The sequence below is a fragment of the Nicoliella sp. ESL1113 genome, assembly GCF_058509245.1.
The window spans coordinates 900,261-915,562 of record NZ_CP196387.1 but is presented as its reverse complement, the minus strand read 5'-3'; the positions used below and the strand labels follow the sequence as shown (position 1 = coordinate 915,562).

17 protein-coding genes, 1 tRNA gene and 1 other annotated feature are annotated in these 15,302 nt (G+C 41.4%); all 18 genes read left to right on the top strand.

The genetic code is table 11. From position 1 onward, the window contains the following. Window positions 1-3 precede the first annotated feature (3 nt). The 18 genes from pyrC (at window position 4) to ACSYTJ_RS03960 (ending at window position 15,292) form a co-directional block, all read left to right on the top strand. Window positions 4-1,257, top strand: a complete 1,254-nt coding sequence (gene pyrC / locus ACSYTJ_RS04045; protein ID WP_491719559.1) for a dihydroorotase — start codon at window positions 4-6, stop codon at window positions 1,255-1,257. A gap of 23 nt (window positions 1,258-1,280) precedes the next feature. Beyond that, on the top strand, window positions 1,281-2,366 hold the full coding sequence (locus ACSYTJ_RS04040; protein WP_491716342.1) for a carbamoyl phosphate synthase small subunit: 1,086 nt from the start codon (window positions 1,281-1,283) through the stop codon (window positions 2,364-2,366). Next, the gene (gene carB, locus ACSYTJ_RS04035; protein ID WP_491719558.1) at window positions 2,366-5,539 is read left to right on the top strand and encodes a carbamoyl-phosphate synthase large subunit; all 3,174 of its coding nucleotides are present in this window, start codon (window positions 2,366-2,368) and stop codon (window positions 5,537-5,539) included. Before ACSYTJ_RS04040 ends, carB begins: the two co-directional genes overlap by 1 nt. A gap of 14 nt (window positions 5,540-5,553) precedes the next feature. Continuing rightward, the gene (locus ACSYTJ_RS04030; protein ID WP_491719557.1) at window positions 5,554-6,489 is read left to right on the top strand and encodes a dihydroorotate oxidase; all 936 of its coding nucleotides are present in this window, start codon (window positions 5,554-5,556) and stop codon (window positions 6,487-6,489) included. A gap of 128 nt (window positions 6,490-6,617) precedes the next feature. Then, window positions 6,618-7,490 (top strand): exonuclease SbcC, encoded by an 873-nt coding sequence (locus ACSYTJ_RS04025; RefSeq protein ID WP_491719556.1) that lies wholly within the window; start codon window positions 6,618-6,620, stop codon window positions 7,488-7,490. Beyond that, window positions 7,480-8,379, top strand: coding sequence for a hypothetical protein (locus ACSYTJ_RS04020; RefSeq protein WP_491716338.1), 900 nt, complete (start codon window positions 7,480-7,482; stop codon window positions 8,377-8,379). The genes ACSYTJ_RS04025 and ACSYTJ_RS04020 overlap by 11 nt, the downstream gene beginning before the upstream one ends. 18 nt (window positions 8,380-8,397) lie before the next feature. Then, window positions 8,398-8,901: a 2-deoxyuridine 5-triphosphate nucleotidohydrolase gene (locus ACSYTJ_RS04015; protein ID WP_491719555.1), complete on the top strand. Its 504-nt coding sequence runs from the start codon at window positions 8,398-8,400 to the stop codon at window positions 8,899-8,901. Between the two features lie 71 nt (window positions 8,902-8,972). After that, window positions 8,973-9,046 (top strand) — tRNA-Arg (locus tag ACSYTJ_RS04010). 109 nt (window positions 9,047-9,155) lie between these two features. Next, window positions 9,156-9,232, top strand: a sequence feature (ribosomal protein L21 leader region). Window positions 9,233-9,251: 19 nt separating this feature from the next. Next, window positions 9,252-9,560, top strand: a complete 309-nt coding sequence (rplU, locus tag ACSYTJ_RS04005) for a 50S ribosomal protein L21 (protein WP_219054511.1) — start codon at window positions 9,252-9,254, stop codon at window positions 9,558-9,560. A 14-nt stretch (window positions 9,561-9,574) separates the two neighbouring features. Next, on the top strand, window positions 9,575-9,910 hold the full coding sequence (locus ACSYTJ_RS04000) for a ribosomal-processing cysteine protease Prp (RefSeq protein WP_491719554.1): 336 nt from the start codon (window positions 9,575-9,577) through the stop codon (window positions 9,908-9,910). A 25-nt stretch (window positions 9,911-9,935) separates the two neighbouring features. Beyond that, window positions 9,936-10,232, top strand: coding sequence for a 50S ribosomal protein L27 (gene rpmA, locus ACSYTJ_RS03995; RefSeq protein WP_491716335.1), 297 nt, complete (start codon window positions 9,936-9,938; stop codon window positions 10,230-10,232). 140 nt (window positions 10,233-10,372) lie between these two features. Beyond that, complete coding sequence (efp, locus tag ACSYTJ_RS03990; protein ID WP_491716334.1) at window positions 10,373-10,936, top strand: elongation factor P; 564 nt, start codon at window positions 10,373-10,375, stop codon at window positions 10,934-10,936. Window positions 10,937-10,977: 41 nt separating this feature from the next. Next, entirely contained in the window at window positions 10,978-11,412 is a 435-nt protein-coding gene (locus ACSYTJ_RS03985; RefSeq protein ID WP_491716333.1) for an Asp23/Gls24 family envelope stress response protein, read from the top strand. Between the two features lie 3 nt (window positions 11,413-11,415). After that, window positions 11,416-11,817 (top strand): transcription antitermination factor NusB, encoded by a 402-nt coding sequence (gene nusB, locus ACSYTJ_RS03980; RefSeq protein ID WP_491719553.1) that lies wholly within the window; start codon window positions 11,416-11,418, stop codon window positions 11,815-11,817. Window positions 11,818-11,967: 150 nt separating this feature from the next. After that, window positions 11,968-12,837 carry a bifunctional 5,10-methylenetetrahydrofolate dehydrogenase/5,10-methenyltetrahydrofolate cyclohydrolase gene (locus ACSYTJ_RS03975; RefSeq protein WP_491716331.1) on the top strand — a complete coding sequence of 290 codons (870 nt, stop codon included), beginning with the start codon at window positions 11,968-11,970 and terminating at the stop codon, window positions 12,835-12,837. Beyond that, window positions 12,827-14,176: an exodeoxyribonuclease VII large subunit gene (gene xseA / locus ACSYTJ_RS03970; RefSeq protein WP_491719552.1), complete on the top strand. Its 1,350-nt coding sequence runs from the start codon at window positions 12,827-12,829 to the stop codon at window positions 14,174-14,176. The genes ACSYTJ_RS03975 and xseA overlap by 11 nt, the downstream gene beginning before the upstream one ends. Before the next feature lie 2 nt (window positions 14,177-14,178). Then, window positions 14,179-14,406, top strand: coding sequence for an exodeoxyribonuclease VII small subunit (locus tag ACSYTJ_RS03965; RefSeq protein WP_491716329.1), 228 nt, complete (start codon window positions 14,179-14,181; stop codon window positions 14,404-14,406). Between the two features lies 1 nt (window position 14,407). Next, complete coding sequence (locus ACSYTJ_RS03960; protein WP_491719551.1) at window positions 14,408-15,292, top strand: polyprenyl synthetase family protein; 885 nt, start codon at window positions 14,408-14,410, stop codon at window positions 15,290-15,292. Window positions 15,293-15,302: the final 10 nt, after the last annotated feature.

The window sequence follows — 15,302 nt, the reverse complement described above, 5'->3', positions numbered from 1 at the left end:
TTGATGAAAACCTTAATTAAGAATGCCCGTTTGAATGACCAAATCGTTTCAATTTTGATCGAAGATGGTCAGATCGCTGCGATCGATTCTAATATCGATGTTGCCGTCGATAAAACCTTTGATGCACAAAACAACCAGGTCATCCCTGGATTAGTCGATGTGCACGTGCACTTCAGAGACCCTGGTTTGACCTATAAAGAAACGATCGAAACTGGTAGTAAGGCCTCTGCGCATGGTGGATTTACGACGGTCTTTGCAATGCCGAACGTTAAGCCCGTTGTTGATAACCCTGCTGATTTTGCGAAGATGGTTACTAAGAACCAACGGGACGGCGTGATCAAAATCAAGCAATACGCTGCGATCTCAGGAGACTTAACCGCAGATCAAGTAACTGATATGCGTGATATGGCAGACCAAGGCGCCATCGCCTTTACCAATGATGGACATGGGGTGCAAACTGCTGATACGATGTATCAAGCAATGCGATTAGCCAAGTCAGTTGAACGCCCAATCGTAGCCCACGTTGAAGATGATAGCTTGATTCATGGTGGAGTGATGAATGCGGGGCCAGCAGCGGATAAGCTTGGCCTCCCAGGCATGAGTAGTTTGAGCGAATCTGCTCAATTAGCCCGTGACTTAGTGCTTGCCAATGCGACTGGTGTTCATTATCACGTTGCCCATATTTCAACGAAAGAGTCCGTTGAACTGTTACGTATCGCCAAGGCCAAGGGCTTACACGTGACCGCAGAAGTGTCGCCACACCACTTGTTGTTGGATGATTCAATGATTGAAATGGACAATCCGATGATGAAGATGAACCCACCATTGCGTAGTCCGAAAGATCGGGCCGCATTGATCGCTGGGTTATTGGATGGCACCATCGACATGGTAGCGACTGACCATGCGCCCCACAGCGTCGAAGAAAAAAGTGGCTCAATGAAGACGGCTTCATTTGGGATCGTTGGGATTGAAACTGCATTCAGTTTGATTTACACTCACTTTGTAAAGAGTGGCCTAGTTGATTTGCAGACGGCATTAAAGTGGATGGTTCAAAACCCAATCAATGCATTTCACTTGACCGATGCGGGGCAATTACGAGTTGGGGATGCTGCAGATTTGGCGATCATGGATCTAGACCACCCATTCCAAATCGATGCCGCTGACTTTTTATCGAAGGGCAAAAATTCACCATTCATTGGTGAACAAGTTTACGGGAAGACGATTGCAACATTCGTAGCTGGCAAGCAAGTTTATTAATCACACATTTGAGGAGGATCACAATGAAGCGTTACTTAGTATTAAAAAATGGATCTGTATATTCTGGAGAAGGGTTCGGATCTAATAAGGATGTATTCACTGAAGTTGTCTTTAGTACGGGGATGACTGGTTACCAAGAAACGATTACTGATCCCAGTTACTACGGTCAAGCAATGGTATTTACATACCCATTGATCGGTAACTATGGAATTAACAGCGATGATTTTGAAAGTTTCCAACCCGCAGTCGATGCGATCATCGTCCACGAATTAGCACGACGGCCTAGTAATTTCCGTTCGGTAATGAGCCTAGCACAATATGCTGAACAAGAAGATTTACCTGGCTTGACGGGTGTTGATACGCGGAAATTAGCGAAAGAAATCAGAAACGAAGGTTCGATGCCAGCGGTGATCGTTAGCGAATTAGACCAAAAGAAGATCGATCAAATGTTTCAACGTGATTACCAATCTGAATTGATCGCCAAGGCACGGCAAGTCGCTACTAAGAACATTTACCAAGCGCCCAGTGATGGCGTGCGAATCGCATTGCTCGACTTTGGGTTGAAGGAATCGATCGTCAAAGCATTAACGAAGCGGAATGCCAACGTGATCGTGTTCCCAGGTAGCACCCCCGTTAAAGAAATTATGGAATCGCATCCAGCTGGGATCTTATTATCTAATGGGCCTGGTGATCCTACTCAATACCCATACGCTCTCGAAACGATTCGTGAGCTGCAAGAACACTACCCATTGATGGGAATCTGTTTAGGGCATCAATTATTCTCGCTTGCCAACGGGGCGAAGACTTACAAGATGAAGTTTGGTCACCGTGGGTTCAACCATGCCGTTAGCGACATTGAGTGTACCCGACGGAACTTTACTTCCCAAAACCACGGGTATGCTGTTGATCGCGAATCACTAAAAGATACCGATTTGATCATTACCCATGAAGAAATTAATGATGGCACGGTCGAAGGGGTCAAACTAAAGGGCCACAAGGCATTTTCAGTTCAATTTCACCCTGATGCCTGCCCTGGACCACATGATTCTGAATACATGTTTGATAAATTCATTAAGCTAATCAAGGAAAACAACGGAGGTCAAAACTAATGCCAAAGCGAACTGATATTCATAAAATTCTTGTTATCGGATCCGGTCCCATCGTGATCGGCCAAGCTGCTGAGTTCGATTATTCTGGTTCACAAGCCTGTCTTTCATTACGCGAAGAGGGCTATGAGGTGATCTTGATCAACTCCAATCCAGCCACCATCATGACCGATAAGGAAATTGCTGATAAGGTCTTTGTTGAACCAATCACGTTAGAATTTGTTTCCAAGATCATCAGACAAGAATTGCCAGATGCCATTTTACCTACCTTAGGGGGGCAAACTGGTTTGAACATGGCCAAACAACTGGCTGATTCGGGAATCTTAAAAGAACTCCACATTGAATTATTGGGGACTAAGCTGCATGCGATCGAAGAGGCCGAAGATCGTGAATTGTTCAAGGACTTAATGGAACGCTTGCACGAACCAGTCCCAGAATCACGAATCGCAACGACCTTAGAAGAAGCCCAAGCATTTGTGGCCGAAGTGGGTTATCCAGTTGTGATCAGACCTGCCTACACGCTTGGTGGGACCGGTGGTGGTTTTGCCTATAACGATGCCGAATTGAATGAAATCACTACCAACGGATTGGAATTATCACCAGTGACGCAGGTCTTGGTTGAAAGATCGATTGCTGGATTCAAGGAAATTGAATTTGAAGTGATGCGGGATGCCTCTGATAATGCATTGATCGTGGCTTCAATGGAAAACGTCGATCCAGTCGGGATCCATACTGGGGATTCAGTGGTGGTCTCACCAACCCAGACGCTTTCAGATCGTGATTACCAAATGATGCGGGATGTGGCCTTAAAGATCATTCGCGCCCTTGAGATCGAAGGTGGGGTCAACATCCAAATGGCGCTAGACCCGAATAGCTTCAAGTACTACATTATTGAAGTGAACCCACGGGTTTCACGTTCATCGGCATTGGCTTCTAAGGCAACTGGTTATCCAATTGCCAAGATGGCCGCTAAGATCGCCGTTGGTCTTCACTTGGATGAAATCACGAATCCGATCACAGGAACCACGTTAGCTGAATTTGAACCCGCTTTGGACTACGTAGTCACAAAGATTCCTCGTTGGCCATTCGATAAGTTCCCCGCTGCCAGTCGGAAATTAGGGACGCAAATGAAGGCGACCGGTGAAGTAATGGCGATTGGGCGAAACTTTGAAGAATCGATCCTAAAGGCCGTTCGTTCACTTGAAATTGATGACAAGTACGTCTTTGATCAACGCTTGGCAAATGTTGACACCCAGGACTTATTGGATCAATTAGTGCCAGCCCAAGATGACCGGCTATTCGTGATTTGCGAACTGTTAAGAAGGGGCGTTGCACTTGAAAAGATTCATGATATCACTAAGATCAATGAATTCTTCTTGGACAAGTTCTTACACATTATCGAAATTGAAACGCAATTGAAAAACAACCAAGATGAAGAGACATTGCGGCTTGCCAAGCAAAACGGGTTTACTGACGACGTGATCGGTAAAATCTGGGGCAAGACCGGCGATGAAATTAGAGCGCTCAGAAAACAAACCGCTGTGTTACCAGTTTACAAGATGGTCGATACGGTCGCTGGTGAATTTGAATCCAAGACGCCTTACTACTACGGCACCTACGAAGATTCAGATGAATCAGTCGTGACTGACAAACCATCGATTCTAGTAATTGGTTCTGGTCCAATCAGAATTGGGCAAGGGGTGGAATTTGACTACGCCACCGTCCATAGCGTTAGAGCAATTCAAAAGGCGGGCTACGAAGCCATTATTATGAATTCGAATCCAGAAACGGTTTCGACTGACTTCTCGATCTCAGATAAACTATATTTTGAACCATTGACGCTTGAAGACGTCTTGAACGTTATTGACCACGAAAAGCCACTAGGGGTAGTGGTTCAATTTGGGGGTCAGACCGCCATTAATTTAGCAGAACCACTGCATGAACGGGGCATCAAGATCCTAGGGACCACCGTTGAAGACATTAACCGTGGTGAGGATCGGGAATTATTCGGTGAAGTGATCGATCGGCTAAAATTACCACAGCCAAAGGGTGCGACTGCCACCACCGTTGATGGAGCCGTGAAGGTTGCCAACGAAATTGGCTACCCAATCTTGATTCGGCCTTCATACGTGCTCGGTGGGCGGGCAATGGAAATCATTACCTCAGACGACGCATTACGTGAATACATGAACCGAGCCGTAAAGGTGTCAAATGAACATCCCGTCTTGATCGATTCATACCTCGTGGGTTCAGAAGCAGAAGTCGACGTCATTTCTGATGGGAAGAACGTTGTCATTCCAGGAATCTTGGAACACATTGAACGGGCCGGAATCCATTCTGGTGATTCAATGGGGGTTTATCCACCACAAAACATGCAACCAAACATCAAGGAACAAATTATTGAGGACTCAATTAAGTTGGCAAAGGACTTGAACACGGTCGGCTTAATGAACATTCAATTTGTCATCCACGATAACAAGGCATACGTGATCGAAGTTAACCCACGGGCATCGAGAACCGTTCCATTCCTATCCAAGGTTACCCACATTTCAATGGCCCAAGTGGCAACTCAGGTAATGCTTGGCAAGAGCTTGCCAGAATTAGGGCTTTCAGAAGGCTTGGTTCCAGAACCACAGACCGTCCACGTTAAAGCCCCCGTATTTAGCTTTAGCAAGTTACCAGCCGTCAACAGTACCTTAGGACCTGAAATGAAGTCGACCGGGGAAGTAATGGGTTCAGATACCACCTTCCCAAAGGCGCTGTATAAGGCATTCGTGGCTTCTGGGGTGAAGGTCCCAGACCACGGGAACGTTCTCTTTACAGTTGCTGATGCTGACAAGCAGGAATCATTGGAACTAGCTAAACGGTTCAAGGCGCTTGGTTTCCAAATTCAAGGGACCGAACAAACTGCTAAGTTCTTTGAACAAAACGGTTTGACTGCCAACAAGATCGACAAATTAGAAGAGTCTGAGAACAATGCGATCACCGAACTACAAGATGATCAGCTCCAAGTATTAGTGAACACCGTTGACAATACGAAGCGGGCCGCAAACGACGAAAGTCAGATCAGAGCGACCGCAATCGAAAATGAAGTGCCATTATTCACTGCATTGGACACGGTCTCAGTCTTCTTGGATGTGTTAGAAGCACGTTCATTTGAGATCAAGCCATTATAATTAGGAGGAACACGATGACTAAGTTAGATTTAACAGGCCACATTAACGGGGTTACTTTCGATCAATTGTTCTTGAACGCATCTGGGGTGCACTGCCAAAGCACTGAAGAACTAGATGATTTATTGAACAATGAATACATGGGGGGGATTGTGACCAAGAGTGCCACCCTTGAAAAGCGGGATGGAAATCCAGCGCCACGCTACTATGAATTCGAACAGGGATCGATTAATTCAATGGGGCTACCCAATTATGGCTTTGACTACTACATTAAATATGTATTAGGTGAACATCAAAAGCCAACGATCTTATCAGTGGCTGGTCTATCAGCAGCTGATGATGTGAAGTTGTTACACCAAATTCAAGATTCTGACTATCAAGGTTTGACCGAATTAAATCTTTCCTGCCCGAACGTGATCGGCAAACCCCAAATGGCTTATGATGTTGAGGGGACCGCAGCTTTATTGACTGAAATCTTTTCATTTTACAAAAAGCCACTCGGGGTCAAATTACCACCATACTTTGATCTAGTGCACTTCGATCAAATTGCTGAAGTCTTGAACCAATTCCCGTTGACGCATGTCAATTCGATCAATTCAGTTGGTAACGGCCTTTGGGTCGATGTAGCCAGTGAATCAGTTGTGATCAAGCCTAAGGGTGGCTTTGGTGGCTTAGGGGGCCAAATGGTATTACCAACGGCCTTGGCTAACGTGCGGGCCTTACGGCAACGGTTAAATGATTCGATCAAGATCATTGGGACCGGGGGTGTCAAGACGGGAGCAGATGTTTTCGCCCACATCCTTTGTGGTGCTGAATTGGTTTCAGTCGGGACCCAACTCCAAATGGAGGGCATGGGTGTTTACCAACGACTCACCGCAGAATTAGAACGAATCATGGCTGATAAGGGCTACAAGTCATTAGCCGATTTTCGTGGCAAACTTAAAACAATTTAAAATCAAAAATATTTATCCAAATTTTTAAATTATGATATCATATAATGTAGTTAACTATATCCAGTTGGCTACATTTTTGTTTTAAAGCGAATGTGGTCTTAAAACATGAAATAGAGCGAGGGTAAACAATGAATAATGATAATTTAGACACTAGTGCTGATGAACTCAGTGCTAGTTTAGATGCCAAAATCGAACATCTAAATGCATTGCGGAATGCTTTGCACCAAAACGACGATTTAACTATCTATCAATTAATTAACGCTGAACGTTTCAATTCCATTATGGAACCAGCGGAACCATTGGATGATAAATATGATGTTTCACTATTAGTGAGTGATTTAAGAACTGAACTAAGCCACTACTTAAGCCGTCGGTTAATTAAATACTTAGCACAAACATATCCATTTTTTTATTACAATGAATATAAATTCGGCCATTTTTTGATTTACTTCGGTAATTGGTGGGACCATAAGTTATTCGGTGAATTAGATGTCTTAGCCGTTAATTTCAAATTTAAAGAAGCTGAATTGGATCAATTAAAGCGTTCATTTGAATTAGAAGCTGAAAACAAAACGTTTTACTCTGATCAAATCATGGAAATCACTGATAACAACCAGGAATTACAAACCATGATTGATTCTAAAAATGATCGTGATGAAAAGAAGAGTGAATTGAAGGTCGCAATCCGTGAAAATGAGTCCAAGTTCACGATGCCTTGGGATGCAGCTAAGGTTAAAGAAGAGCATCATCAATTGACTAAGCAGTATAAAAAACTAGTGCATGAAGACGAATTGGCTTCAGAGGGGGCTAAACAAATCAAGGAAAATGAATCTAAGATCCTCGATTTAAATAAGGAAGATACGATCATTAGTTATGAAAAGCAAAGTATTCGGGATGCTTTTCAAACTTTTAGCGATTTCATGGAAAATCAATCACACCTTTACCATGACTACATGAGCAGTTTGGCTAAGCACGAAGGGGTGGACAGTAATGAAAGATAGTGATCGGAAAATGAGCATTGCGCTATTTGAATATAATCAAAATCTAAAAAAGGGCCTAAGCAACGGGGCTGACTACACTAAGATATTCGATAATATGATCTATACTGATGATAAAAATGAATTATTAGATTCAATCAACCAGTTGATCGACTTTAAGCTTGATGGGGATTTTGTTACTTATCCAGTTAAATATTCTAAGGCTGACCTGTACCTAATCTTCATGGCACGGTTATTAGAAGAGCATAATATTTCATCAATGATTCAAATGGATATGAACGGGACTGCAGGGGATGTCGTTCAACGGCTAACCCAATTGGATGATGGCGATGCATTTAAATTTATCGTCAATGAAAGTGCGGTTGCATATACAGACGTGAAGCATGGTGAGCATATCTTCTACCAAGACTTTGCTACGAAGCAAACTCAATTTAACAGTGATTCACTCGTGAACTTATTTGTGGTGAACTTGAATCCAGAAGTGGGCTCGACTCCAATCATCATTGCAGTGAACACCCTAATTGAGTTTGCTAAGTATATGCAAAATGATTTTGGGTATGATGTGGATTATAGTATTTTAGCAGTCAACAACAATCATTTTCACGCCTTTAAAAACCCTCAGATTCCGGTTCGAATCATTGATGAGCTATTTATAAGTGCTTCGCAAAGCGGCTATTCCCTAATGTCATATCAATTTACGGGAGCCCAATTGGACTTAGATGGTGTGAAGTTAAACATCTTTAATAACGGTGATGATGAACAACCAGATTGGGGCCTGCAGGTAGTGGATGAGCACGAGAACGTTTCTTGGTTCCAGTTATTATTAAAGTACGACTTTCTAAAGAATTGGTACTTAGATAACCTTGCCGATTTAGAAATCGACGCAAAATAATTACAGGGAGGGGCTCATTTGGATTTTAAAACGCTGTTAATCAATGCGGTAAACTATTACCGTCAATATGAACAAAAAAATCAACTCCAATATTTACCAGATACCAGGTTCAAGAATGCATTTGTTGAATTGGACGTTTCTTTTGCTAAGCTTGCAGATATGATGGGTTGGTTTATTGCTAAAGCAGAGCGTCCGACCGAAAGTTCTGCTGAATTATTGGCTCAATATGCAAAGGTAATGCGGGCATTTTTACTAGTTGCCAACCTGAGAAATTGGAATCGTAATGTTTTGATCGATGATGCAGAGTTGACTAAATTAAGTCATCAATTTACAAAAACAGATCTAAGCAAGATTTACCTAGCAACTAAAAATATGTTATTTGCTGCTTACTTTAAACACAGTCAAGCTGATTTTAACCATGCGTGGAAATTATTTTTGAAACTAGGGTTAGCTGATTTAGGGTTCAGCGTTGATGATATCAATACTGAATTCAACCACCAGGTTAATTTGGACCGCGATTGATCCCAAATAATTTAAAATTATGGATTGACACATTTCGTTTCATCTCGTATAATCATTAATGTTGTTTGAATGTCGCAGTAGCCCAGTTGGATAGAGCAACGGTCTTCTAAACCGTAGGTCGAGAGTTCGAGTCTCTCCTGCGACATTAAAGATGGCATTAAAAAAACATTAGTCTTTTTGGACTAATGTTTTTTTGTGGCTTGACTTTTGATGATTAGGTAGGCTATACTAGTCATTGTTGTATTTGTGGACTTCCACAGCTACAACCGCACGATTTAAGTATTAAGTTCGCGTTTTACGACGCTTAATTTCGGCGAGTCTAAGCAAATTATTTAAGGAGGTGCACATAAATGTACGCTATTATTATTACAGGTGGTAAGCAATACAAGGTTGCTGAAGGTGAATCAATCTTCGTTGAAAAGCTCAATGCTAACGAAGGTGATAAGGTTACCTTTGACAAGGTTGTATTCGTTGGTGGTGACTCAGCTAAGGTTGGTGCTCCACTAGTTGATGGTGCTTCTGTTTCAGGAACTGTTGAAAAGCAAGGTCGTGAAAAGAAGATTACCATTTTCAGATACAAGCCTAAGAAGGGTTCTCAATCCAAGAAGGGTCACAGACAACCTTACACTAAGGTTAAGATTGACTCAATCAAGGCTTAATTAAGGAGTTATTAATGATACAAACAATTATTGATTATCAAGGTGATTTGATCACTTCATTCGAATTAACAGGCCATGCTGATTCTGGTGAATATGGTCAAGACATTGTTTGTTCAGCGGTCTCGGCATTGTCGATTACTACGACGAATGCTTTACGGACGGTTGCTGGAGTTACCCCTGATGTTCAAAGTGATGCCGTTAACGGTGGATTATTGATCGTCAAGGTGCCAGTCATTAGTAATCACGAGCAGTCATTGAAAGTCCAGACGTTGCTTGCAGCGTTTGAATTAGGCATGACTGAGATTGCGAATAGTTATTCACAATACGTTAATTTAAAAATAAATCGATAATTTCCATCCGTGGAGGTGTAATCAAATGTTAGAAATGAACTTACAATTCTTCTCTCACCATAAAGGGGGAGGTTCAACTGCTAATGGTCGTGACTCAGCTGGTCGTCGTCTAGGAACTAAGATTCCTGATGGTGGTATGGCTACAAAGGGTGCAATCATCTACCGTCAACGTGGTACTCATATTTACCCAGGTAAAAATGTTAAGCGTGGTGGCGATGACACTTTATTTGCTCTTGCTGACGGGATCGTTAAGTTTGAACGTTTAGGCCGTAACCGTCGTCAAGTTTCAGTATACCCAGTATCTGAAGCTGTCGCTAAATAATACGGATAAAAGATAACTAAGGAGCCTTAAGGGGCTCCTTTTTATTTTGTGACCGATAATCACATAGTTGCCAAGTATGTTATAATATTCAAGATAATTAAGATATGAATATCATTGTTTCTACTATAGGAGGAATAACAATGGCTACAATTTCAACTGCACAATTTAAGAATGGTTTAACAATCGAAGTGGATAACGCAATTTGGAAGATCATCAGTTTCCAACACGTTAAGCCAGGAAAGGGTGGCGCTTTTGTTCGTTCTAAGTTAAAGAACCTAAGAACGGGTGCCGTTCAAGATAAGACTTTCCGTGCCGGGGCTAAGATGGAACAAGCTCCAATTACGACTAGAAAGATGCAATACCTTTACGGTGATCCAACTGGTTGTGTCTTCATGGATATGGATACTTACGAACAAATCACGATTCCAGAAAACCAAATTGAAGAAGAAATGAACTACCTTCAAGAAAACATGGAAGTAAACGTGATTCAATACGGTAGTGAAACCCTTGGGGTCGACTTACCAAATACGGTTGTTTTGGAAGTTGCTGAAACTGAACCAAGTATCAAGGGAAATACCGCTTCAGGTGGTTCTAAGCCCGCAACCATGACGACTGGGTTAGTAGTCCAAGTCCCATTCTTCGTTAACTCTGGTGACAAGTTGACCATCAATACTACGGATGGGACTTATATCTCCAGAGCTTAATTACAATATCAATACCGGCATTTAATGAAAGGGTGATATTTATGGCAGAGAGTAACACTTTATTAAAGGGTAGCAAGGAAAACGGCGGTTCGATCAATATTGCCCCGCGGGTGCTTGAAATTATTGCAAGCATTGCTGCCGTTAAAGTTCCCGGAGTGGAAAGAATGCGTGGTTCATTTGCTACGGGAGTGAATGAATTATTTGGTCATAAAGATTTTGGAAAGGGGATCAAGCTTTCCTTCAATGATCAAGACCAAGTTAGCGTTGACATCTATGTCTATGTTGATTATGGTGTCTCAGTTCCTAAGGTAGCATTAGAGATTCAAGATAAGGTCAAACAACAGTTATTGTTCATGACTGAGTTGGATGTCTTGGATGTTAATGTTCATGTTGATGGGATTGTGCATGCTCATTCTGAAAGCAAAATTGATCCTGATGATTTATTTGCGGATAACGATAAGAGTAAGGGTGAGTAAAAAGTGAGTTTAAATCGGCACCAAATTAGAGAGCTTGCTTTTCAGACCTTGTTTGCAATTAATACAAATAAGGAAACTGATAAGGAAAGTTTTTTCCATGTAATTGTAAAAGATGATGAAGCTAATTACCCTGATTATTTACGTCAATTAGTTGACGGTGTGTTAGATCATGAATCTGAATTAGATTCACAGATTAGCAAATACTTAGGGCAACGCTGGTCGATCAGCAGAATTGCCAAGGTCGATCTGATCATCTTACGAATTGCATTTTACGAACACGATTATGTTGATGATATTCCAGATAAAGTTGCGATTAATGAAGCAATCGAACTGGCTAAAAAGTATAGTGACGATCGTTCCCGTCGTTTTGTTAGCGGCGTGCTTTCCCACTTGGTCGAAGACTAATCAAATTCGAAAATTAATAATAATTTAATTTTATTATAAAGGATTCGTACATTGTGCGAATCCTTTTTTAAATTAATCTTGGTTATGCTAAAATAAAGATGGGTACGAAACAATTAAGTTCATAAAAAAATCAAGGGGTTGAATGGAATCATGGCACAAATTATTGATGGAAGAGCATTAGCAAAGAAAACTAATGACGAAACTAAGCAAATGGTTAATGAATTACATACTTTAGGGATTAAGCCCTGCTTAGCAGTCATTTTAGTTGGGGACGATCAAGCTAGTGCCCGTTATGTTAGAAATAAGCATAAAAAGGCAGAACAATTAGGGATCGAATCCATCGTGAACCACCTGCCTGCCGAAACAACACAATCTGAATTATTAAAAGTTGTGAATGAATATAATGACGATGCATCAATCGATGGGATTTTAGTTCAATCCCCACTACCAAAACAAATTGATGAACAATTGATTACCAGAACGATCAAACCTGAAAAAGACGTTGATGGTTTTCATCCCGTTAACGTTGGAAACCTATTTTTAAATGAACCGAAGAACTATCCCGTTGCCTGTACCCCTAAGGGTGTAATGGCAATGTTTAAAGAATATGACATTGATTTGACTGGTAAAAAAGCAGTTGTGATCGGTAGAAGTGCTATCGTTGGGCGACCAATGGCAGCATTGCTGATTAATGCGAATGCGACGGTTACGGTGCTCAATCACTATTCAGAAGATGCTAAGCACTTTATTAAGGAAGCCGATGTAGTCGTTGCTGCGACCGGTAAGTTGCACATGGTATCAGGTGATGACTTGAAAGCAGGGGCAACCGTAATTGATGTTGGCCAAAACTTAAATGAGGATGGCAAGTTAGTCGGGGACGTGGATTATGACTCTGCTGAACCAGTTGCTGGCTACATTACACCAGTTCCAGGTGGAGTTGGCCCAATGACAATTGCGACCTTGATGCGTCAAACCGTTGAACTGGCATCATGGGGGGCGAAGAATAAGAATGGTAGATAGTCAACAGTATTTATCAGTCACTGCATTGAACCATTATATTAATCTAAAGTTTGAAAAAGATCCTTACTTGAAAGTGGTTTATGTTACTGGTGAAATTTCAAATTATAAGGACCGCAAAGGCCATAAATACTTTTCAATAAAGGATGACAAAAGTAAAATCAGTGCCGTGATTTGGGCATCCGATTTTAGGAACGTTATGTTTGAACCTAAAGATGGGATGAAAGTTAATATTGTTGGACGTGTTTCTACCTACACTGTGGGTGGTAACTACCAACTGTATGTTACCAAAATTGAGCCAGAAGGCGTTGGTTCATTATTTCTAGCTTTCGAACAGCTAAAAAATAAGCTGAACAGTGCAGGGTATTTTAATGAAGCCCATAAGAAACCACTTCCACAATATCCGAATCGAATTGCGGTTGTTACCTCTGAAAGTGGTTCAGTAATTAAGGATATTATTACCACCGTGAGAAGACGGTTTAAAATTGCTCAAATAGTGTTGTTTCCAGCCGTAGTGCAGGGAAAAGCAGCTGCTAACAGCATCGCTAACCAAATCAAACGCGTAAATTCAATAGGTAATTTTGATACAATGATCGTTGGTCGTGGTGGGGGGTCTATTGAAGACCTTTGGCCCTTCAATGAACAACCGGTGATTGACGCTATTTATAACTCTAATATCCCGATAATATCATCGGTAGGGCATGAGACCGACAATACGATTGCTGATCTAGTTGCTGATAGACGTGCAGCTACACCGACTGCGGCTGCAGAATTAGCGGTTCCCGATTTCGCAAGTATCTCTAAACTTATTAATAATAATAGTGAATTTTTAATAAATAATTTTTCTAACTACATTAGTAGCCAAAAGAATTTATTAAATGAAATTATGAATTCATATATTTTTAAACAACCGCAACGTTTATATGAGATATACGTTCAACAATTAGACACTTTAGTTGATCAATTAAATAGTTCTTTGTATGGTCAGATAGAGTATAAGCAAAAACAGTTACAAAACTTAATTTATCAATTGAACTACCAATCACCAAATAGTTTGATTCAAAATGAACGCAATCAATTGAACCTGATTGAACAGCAGTTACAATCTAAAATTAATAACATTATCAATAATAAGGACTATACCTTTAGAAGAATCGTTGGTAATTTGAATCATTTAAGCCCGCTCCAAACAATGAGTCGGGGCTACACCTTTGTATCAAAGAATGATTATGCAGTTAAAAAAATCACCGATTTGAACGTTAATGATCAAATTGATTTGACGTTTATCGACGGGGTTGCTAAAGCTGAAATTAAACAAATTATAAATAGGGAGCTCGATTAATTATGCCAGAAAAACCATCTTTTGAAGCCAATATGCAAGCATTACAACAAATCGTTCAACGATTGGGACAAGGAGACGTGCCATTAGAAGAAGCGTTGAATCAATTTCAACGGGGGGTCGAAATTAGCCGAGAATTAAAAATGACCTTAGCTAATGCTGAGAATAAGTTGACCCAAGTAATGAATGATGATGGGACCCAAAGTAACTTTAACAGGGACCAGGGAAATTAAAATGCCCATTGATGAACGGTTAAGGGATTTTGAAGCTCGTTATCGAGCTGAAATTAATTCCTTTTTAGTTGAAAACCTGCCAGTGGATGTTGATCAACCAAGACTATCAGAATCGATGCTTTATTCAGTTGCAGCGGGTGGAAAACGGCTTCGGCCATTATTGACCCTAGCGACCCTAAAGACGTTTGGGGTCCCAATTGATCATTCTCGATTAAAGGGTGCCTGTTCGGTTGAATTACTGCATACCTATTCATTGATCCACGATGATTTACCCGCAATGGATAACGATGATTTAAGGCGGGGCCAACCCACGAATCACGTCCGATTTGGGGCTGGAATGGCCACGCTGGCGGGTGATGGATTATTGACGCTTGCTTTTCAGTGGCTGGTCGATAATGATTTATCCCCTGAAACGAAGGTGGCGTTGGTATCTGAACTCAGCAAGTTAGCCGGGCCATCTGGGATGGTTGCAGGCCAAGCTGATGATATTTATTATGAAAACCAGCAGTTGGCATTTAGTGATCTAAAGAAGCTGCATCGCCATAAGACTGGTGACTTAATCATATATTCAGTGAGAGCTGGGTTCATACTAGCTGATCATCAAGACTGCAATGATGAATTGAATCAATTTGCAGAGGCGTTCGGGTTAGCATTTCAAATTTATGATGATATTTTAGATGTGACTAGTACTGCCAAGCAATTGGGCAAGCCGGTTCACCAGGATGCGATCAAGAACACCTACCCGAATTTATTTGGGCTCGACCGTTCTTATCAAGAGTTATCGAAGACGATTGATACTGGGCGGGCAGCCTTACAGAAGATTCAAATCGAAAAAAATATTGATACGTCACTATTGGCATCGTTTTTTTCGTATTTTCAAGTTTAATGGAGCGGAA

What these genes read in the sequence shown, in the direction of transcription:
- rpmA (WP_491716335.1), top strand. Translation starts at nt 9,936, where the DNA reads ATGTTAGAAATGAACTTACAATTCTTCTCTCACCATAAAGGGGGAGGT.
- ACSYTJ_RS04040 (WP_491716342.1), top strand. Translation starts at nt 1,281, where the DNA reads ATGAAGCGTTACTTAGTATTAAAAAATGGATCTGTATATTCTGGAGAA.
- efp (WP_491716334.1), top strand. Translation starts at nt 10,373, where the DNA reads ATGGCTACAATTTCAACTGCACAATTTAAGAATGGTTTAACAATCGAA.
- rplU (WP_219054511.1), top strand. Translation starts at nt 9,252, where the DNA reads ATGTACGCTATTATTATTACAGGTGGTAAGCAATACAAGGTTGCTGAA.
- pyrC (WP_491719559.1), top strand. Translation starts at nt 4, where the DNA reads ATGAAAACCTTAATTAAGAATGCCCGTTTGAATGACCAAATCGTTTCA.
- ACSYTJ_RS04030 (WP_491719557.1), top strand. Translation starts at nt 5,554, where the DNA reads ATGACTAAGTTAGATTTAACAGGCCACATTAACGGGGTTACTTTCGAT.
- ACSYTJ_RS04020 (WP_491716338.1), top strand. Translation starts at nt 7,480, where the DNA reads ATGAAAGATAGTGATCGGAAAATGAGCATTGCGCTATTTGAATATAAT.
- ACSYTJ_RS03960 (WP_491719551.1), top strand. Translation starts at nt 14,408, where the DNA reads ATGCCCATTGATGAACGGTTAAGGGATTTTGAAGCTCGTTATCGAGCT.
- ACSYTJ_RS03965 (WP_491716329.1), top strand. Translation starts at nt 14,179, where the DNA reads ATGCCAGAAAAACCATCTTTTGAAGCCAATATGCAAGCATTACAACAA.
- xseA (WP_491719552.1), top strand. Translation starts at nt 12,827, where the DNA reads ATGGTAGATAGTCAACAGTATTTATCAGTCACTGCATTGAACCATTAT.
- ACSYTJ_RS03975 (WP_491716331.1), top strand. Translation starts at nt 11,968, where the DNA reads ATGGCACAAATTATTGATGGAAGAGCATTAGCAAAGAAAACTAATGAC.
- ACSYTJ_RS03985 (WP_491716333.1), top strand. Translation starts at nt 10,978, where the DNA reads ATGGCAGAGAGTAACACTTTATTAAAGGGTAGCAAGGAAAACGGCGGT.
- carB (WP_491719558.1), top strand. Translation starts at nt 2,366, where the DNA reads ATGCCAAAGCGAACTGATATTCATAAAATTCTTGTTATCGGATCCGGT.
- ACSYTJ_RS04025 (WP_491719556.1), top strand. Translation starts at nt 6,618, where the DNA reads ATGAATAATGATAATTTAGACACTAGTGCTGATGAACTCAGTGCTAGT.
- ACSYTJ_RS04000 (WP_491719554.1), top strand. Translation starts at nt 9,575, where the DNA reads ATGATACAAACAATTATTGATTATCAAGGTGATTTGATCACTTCATTC.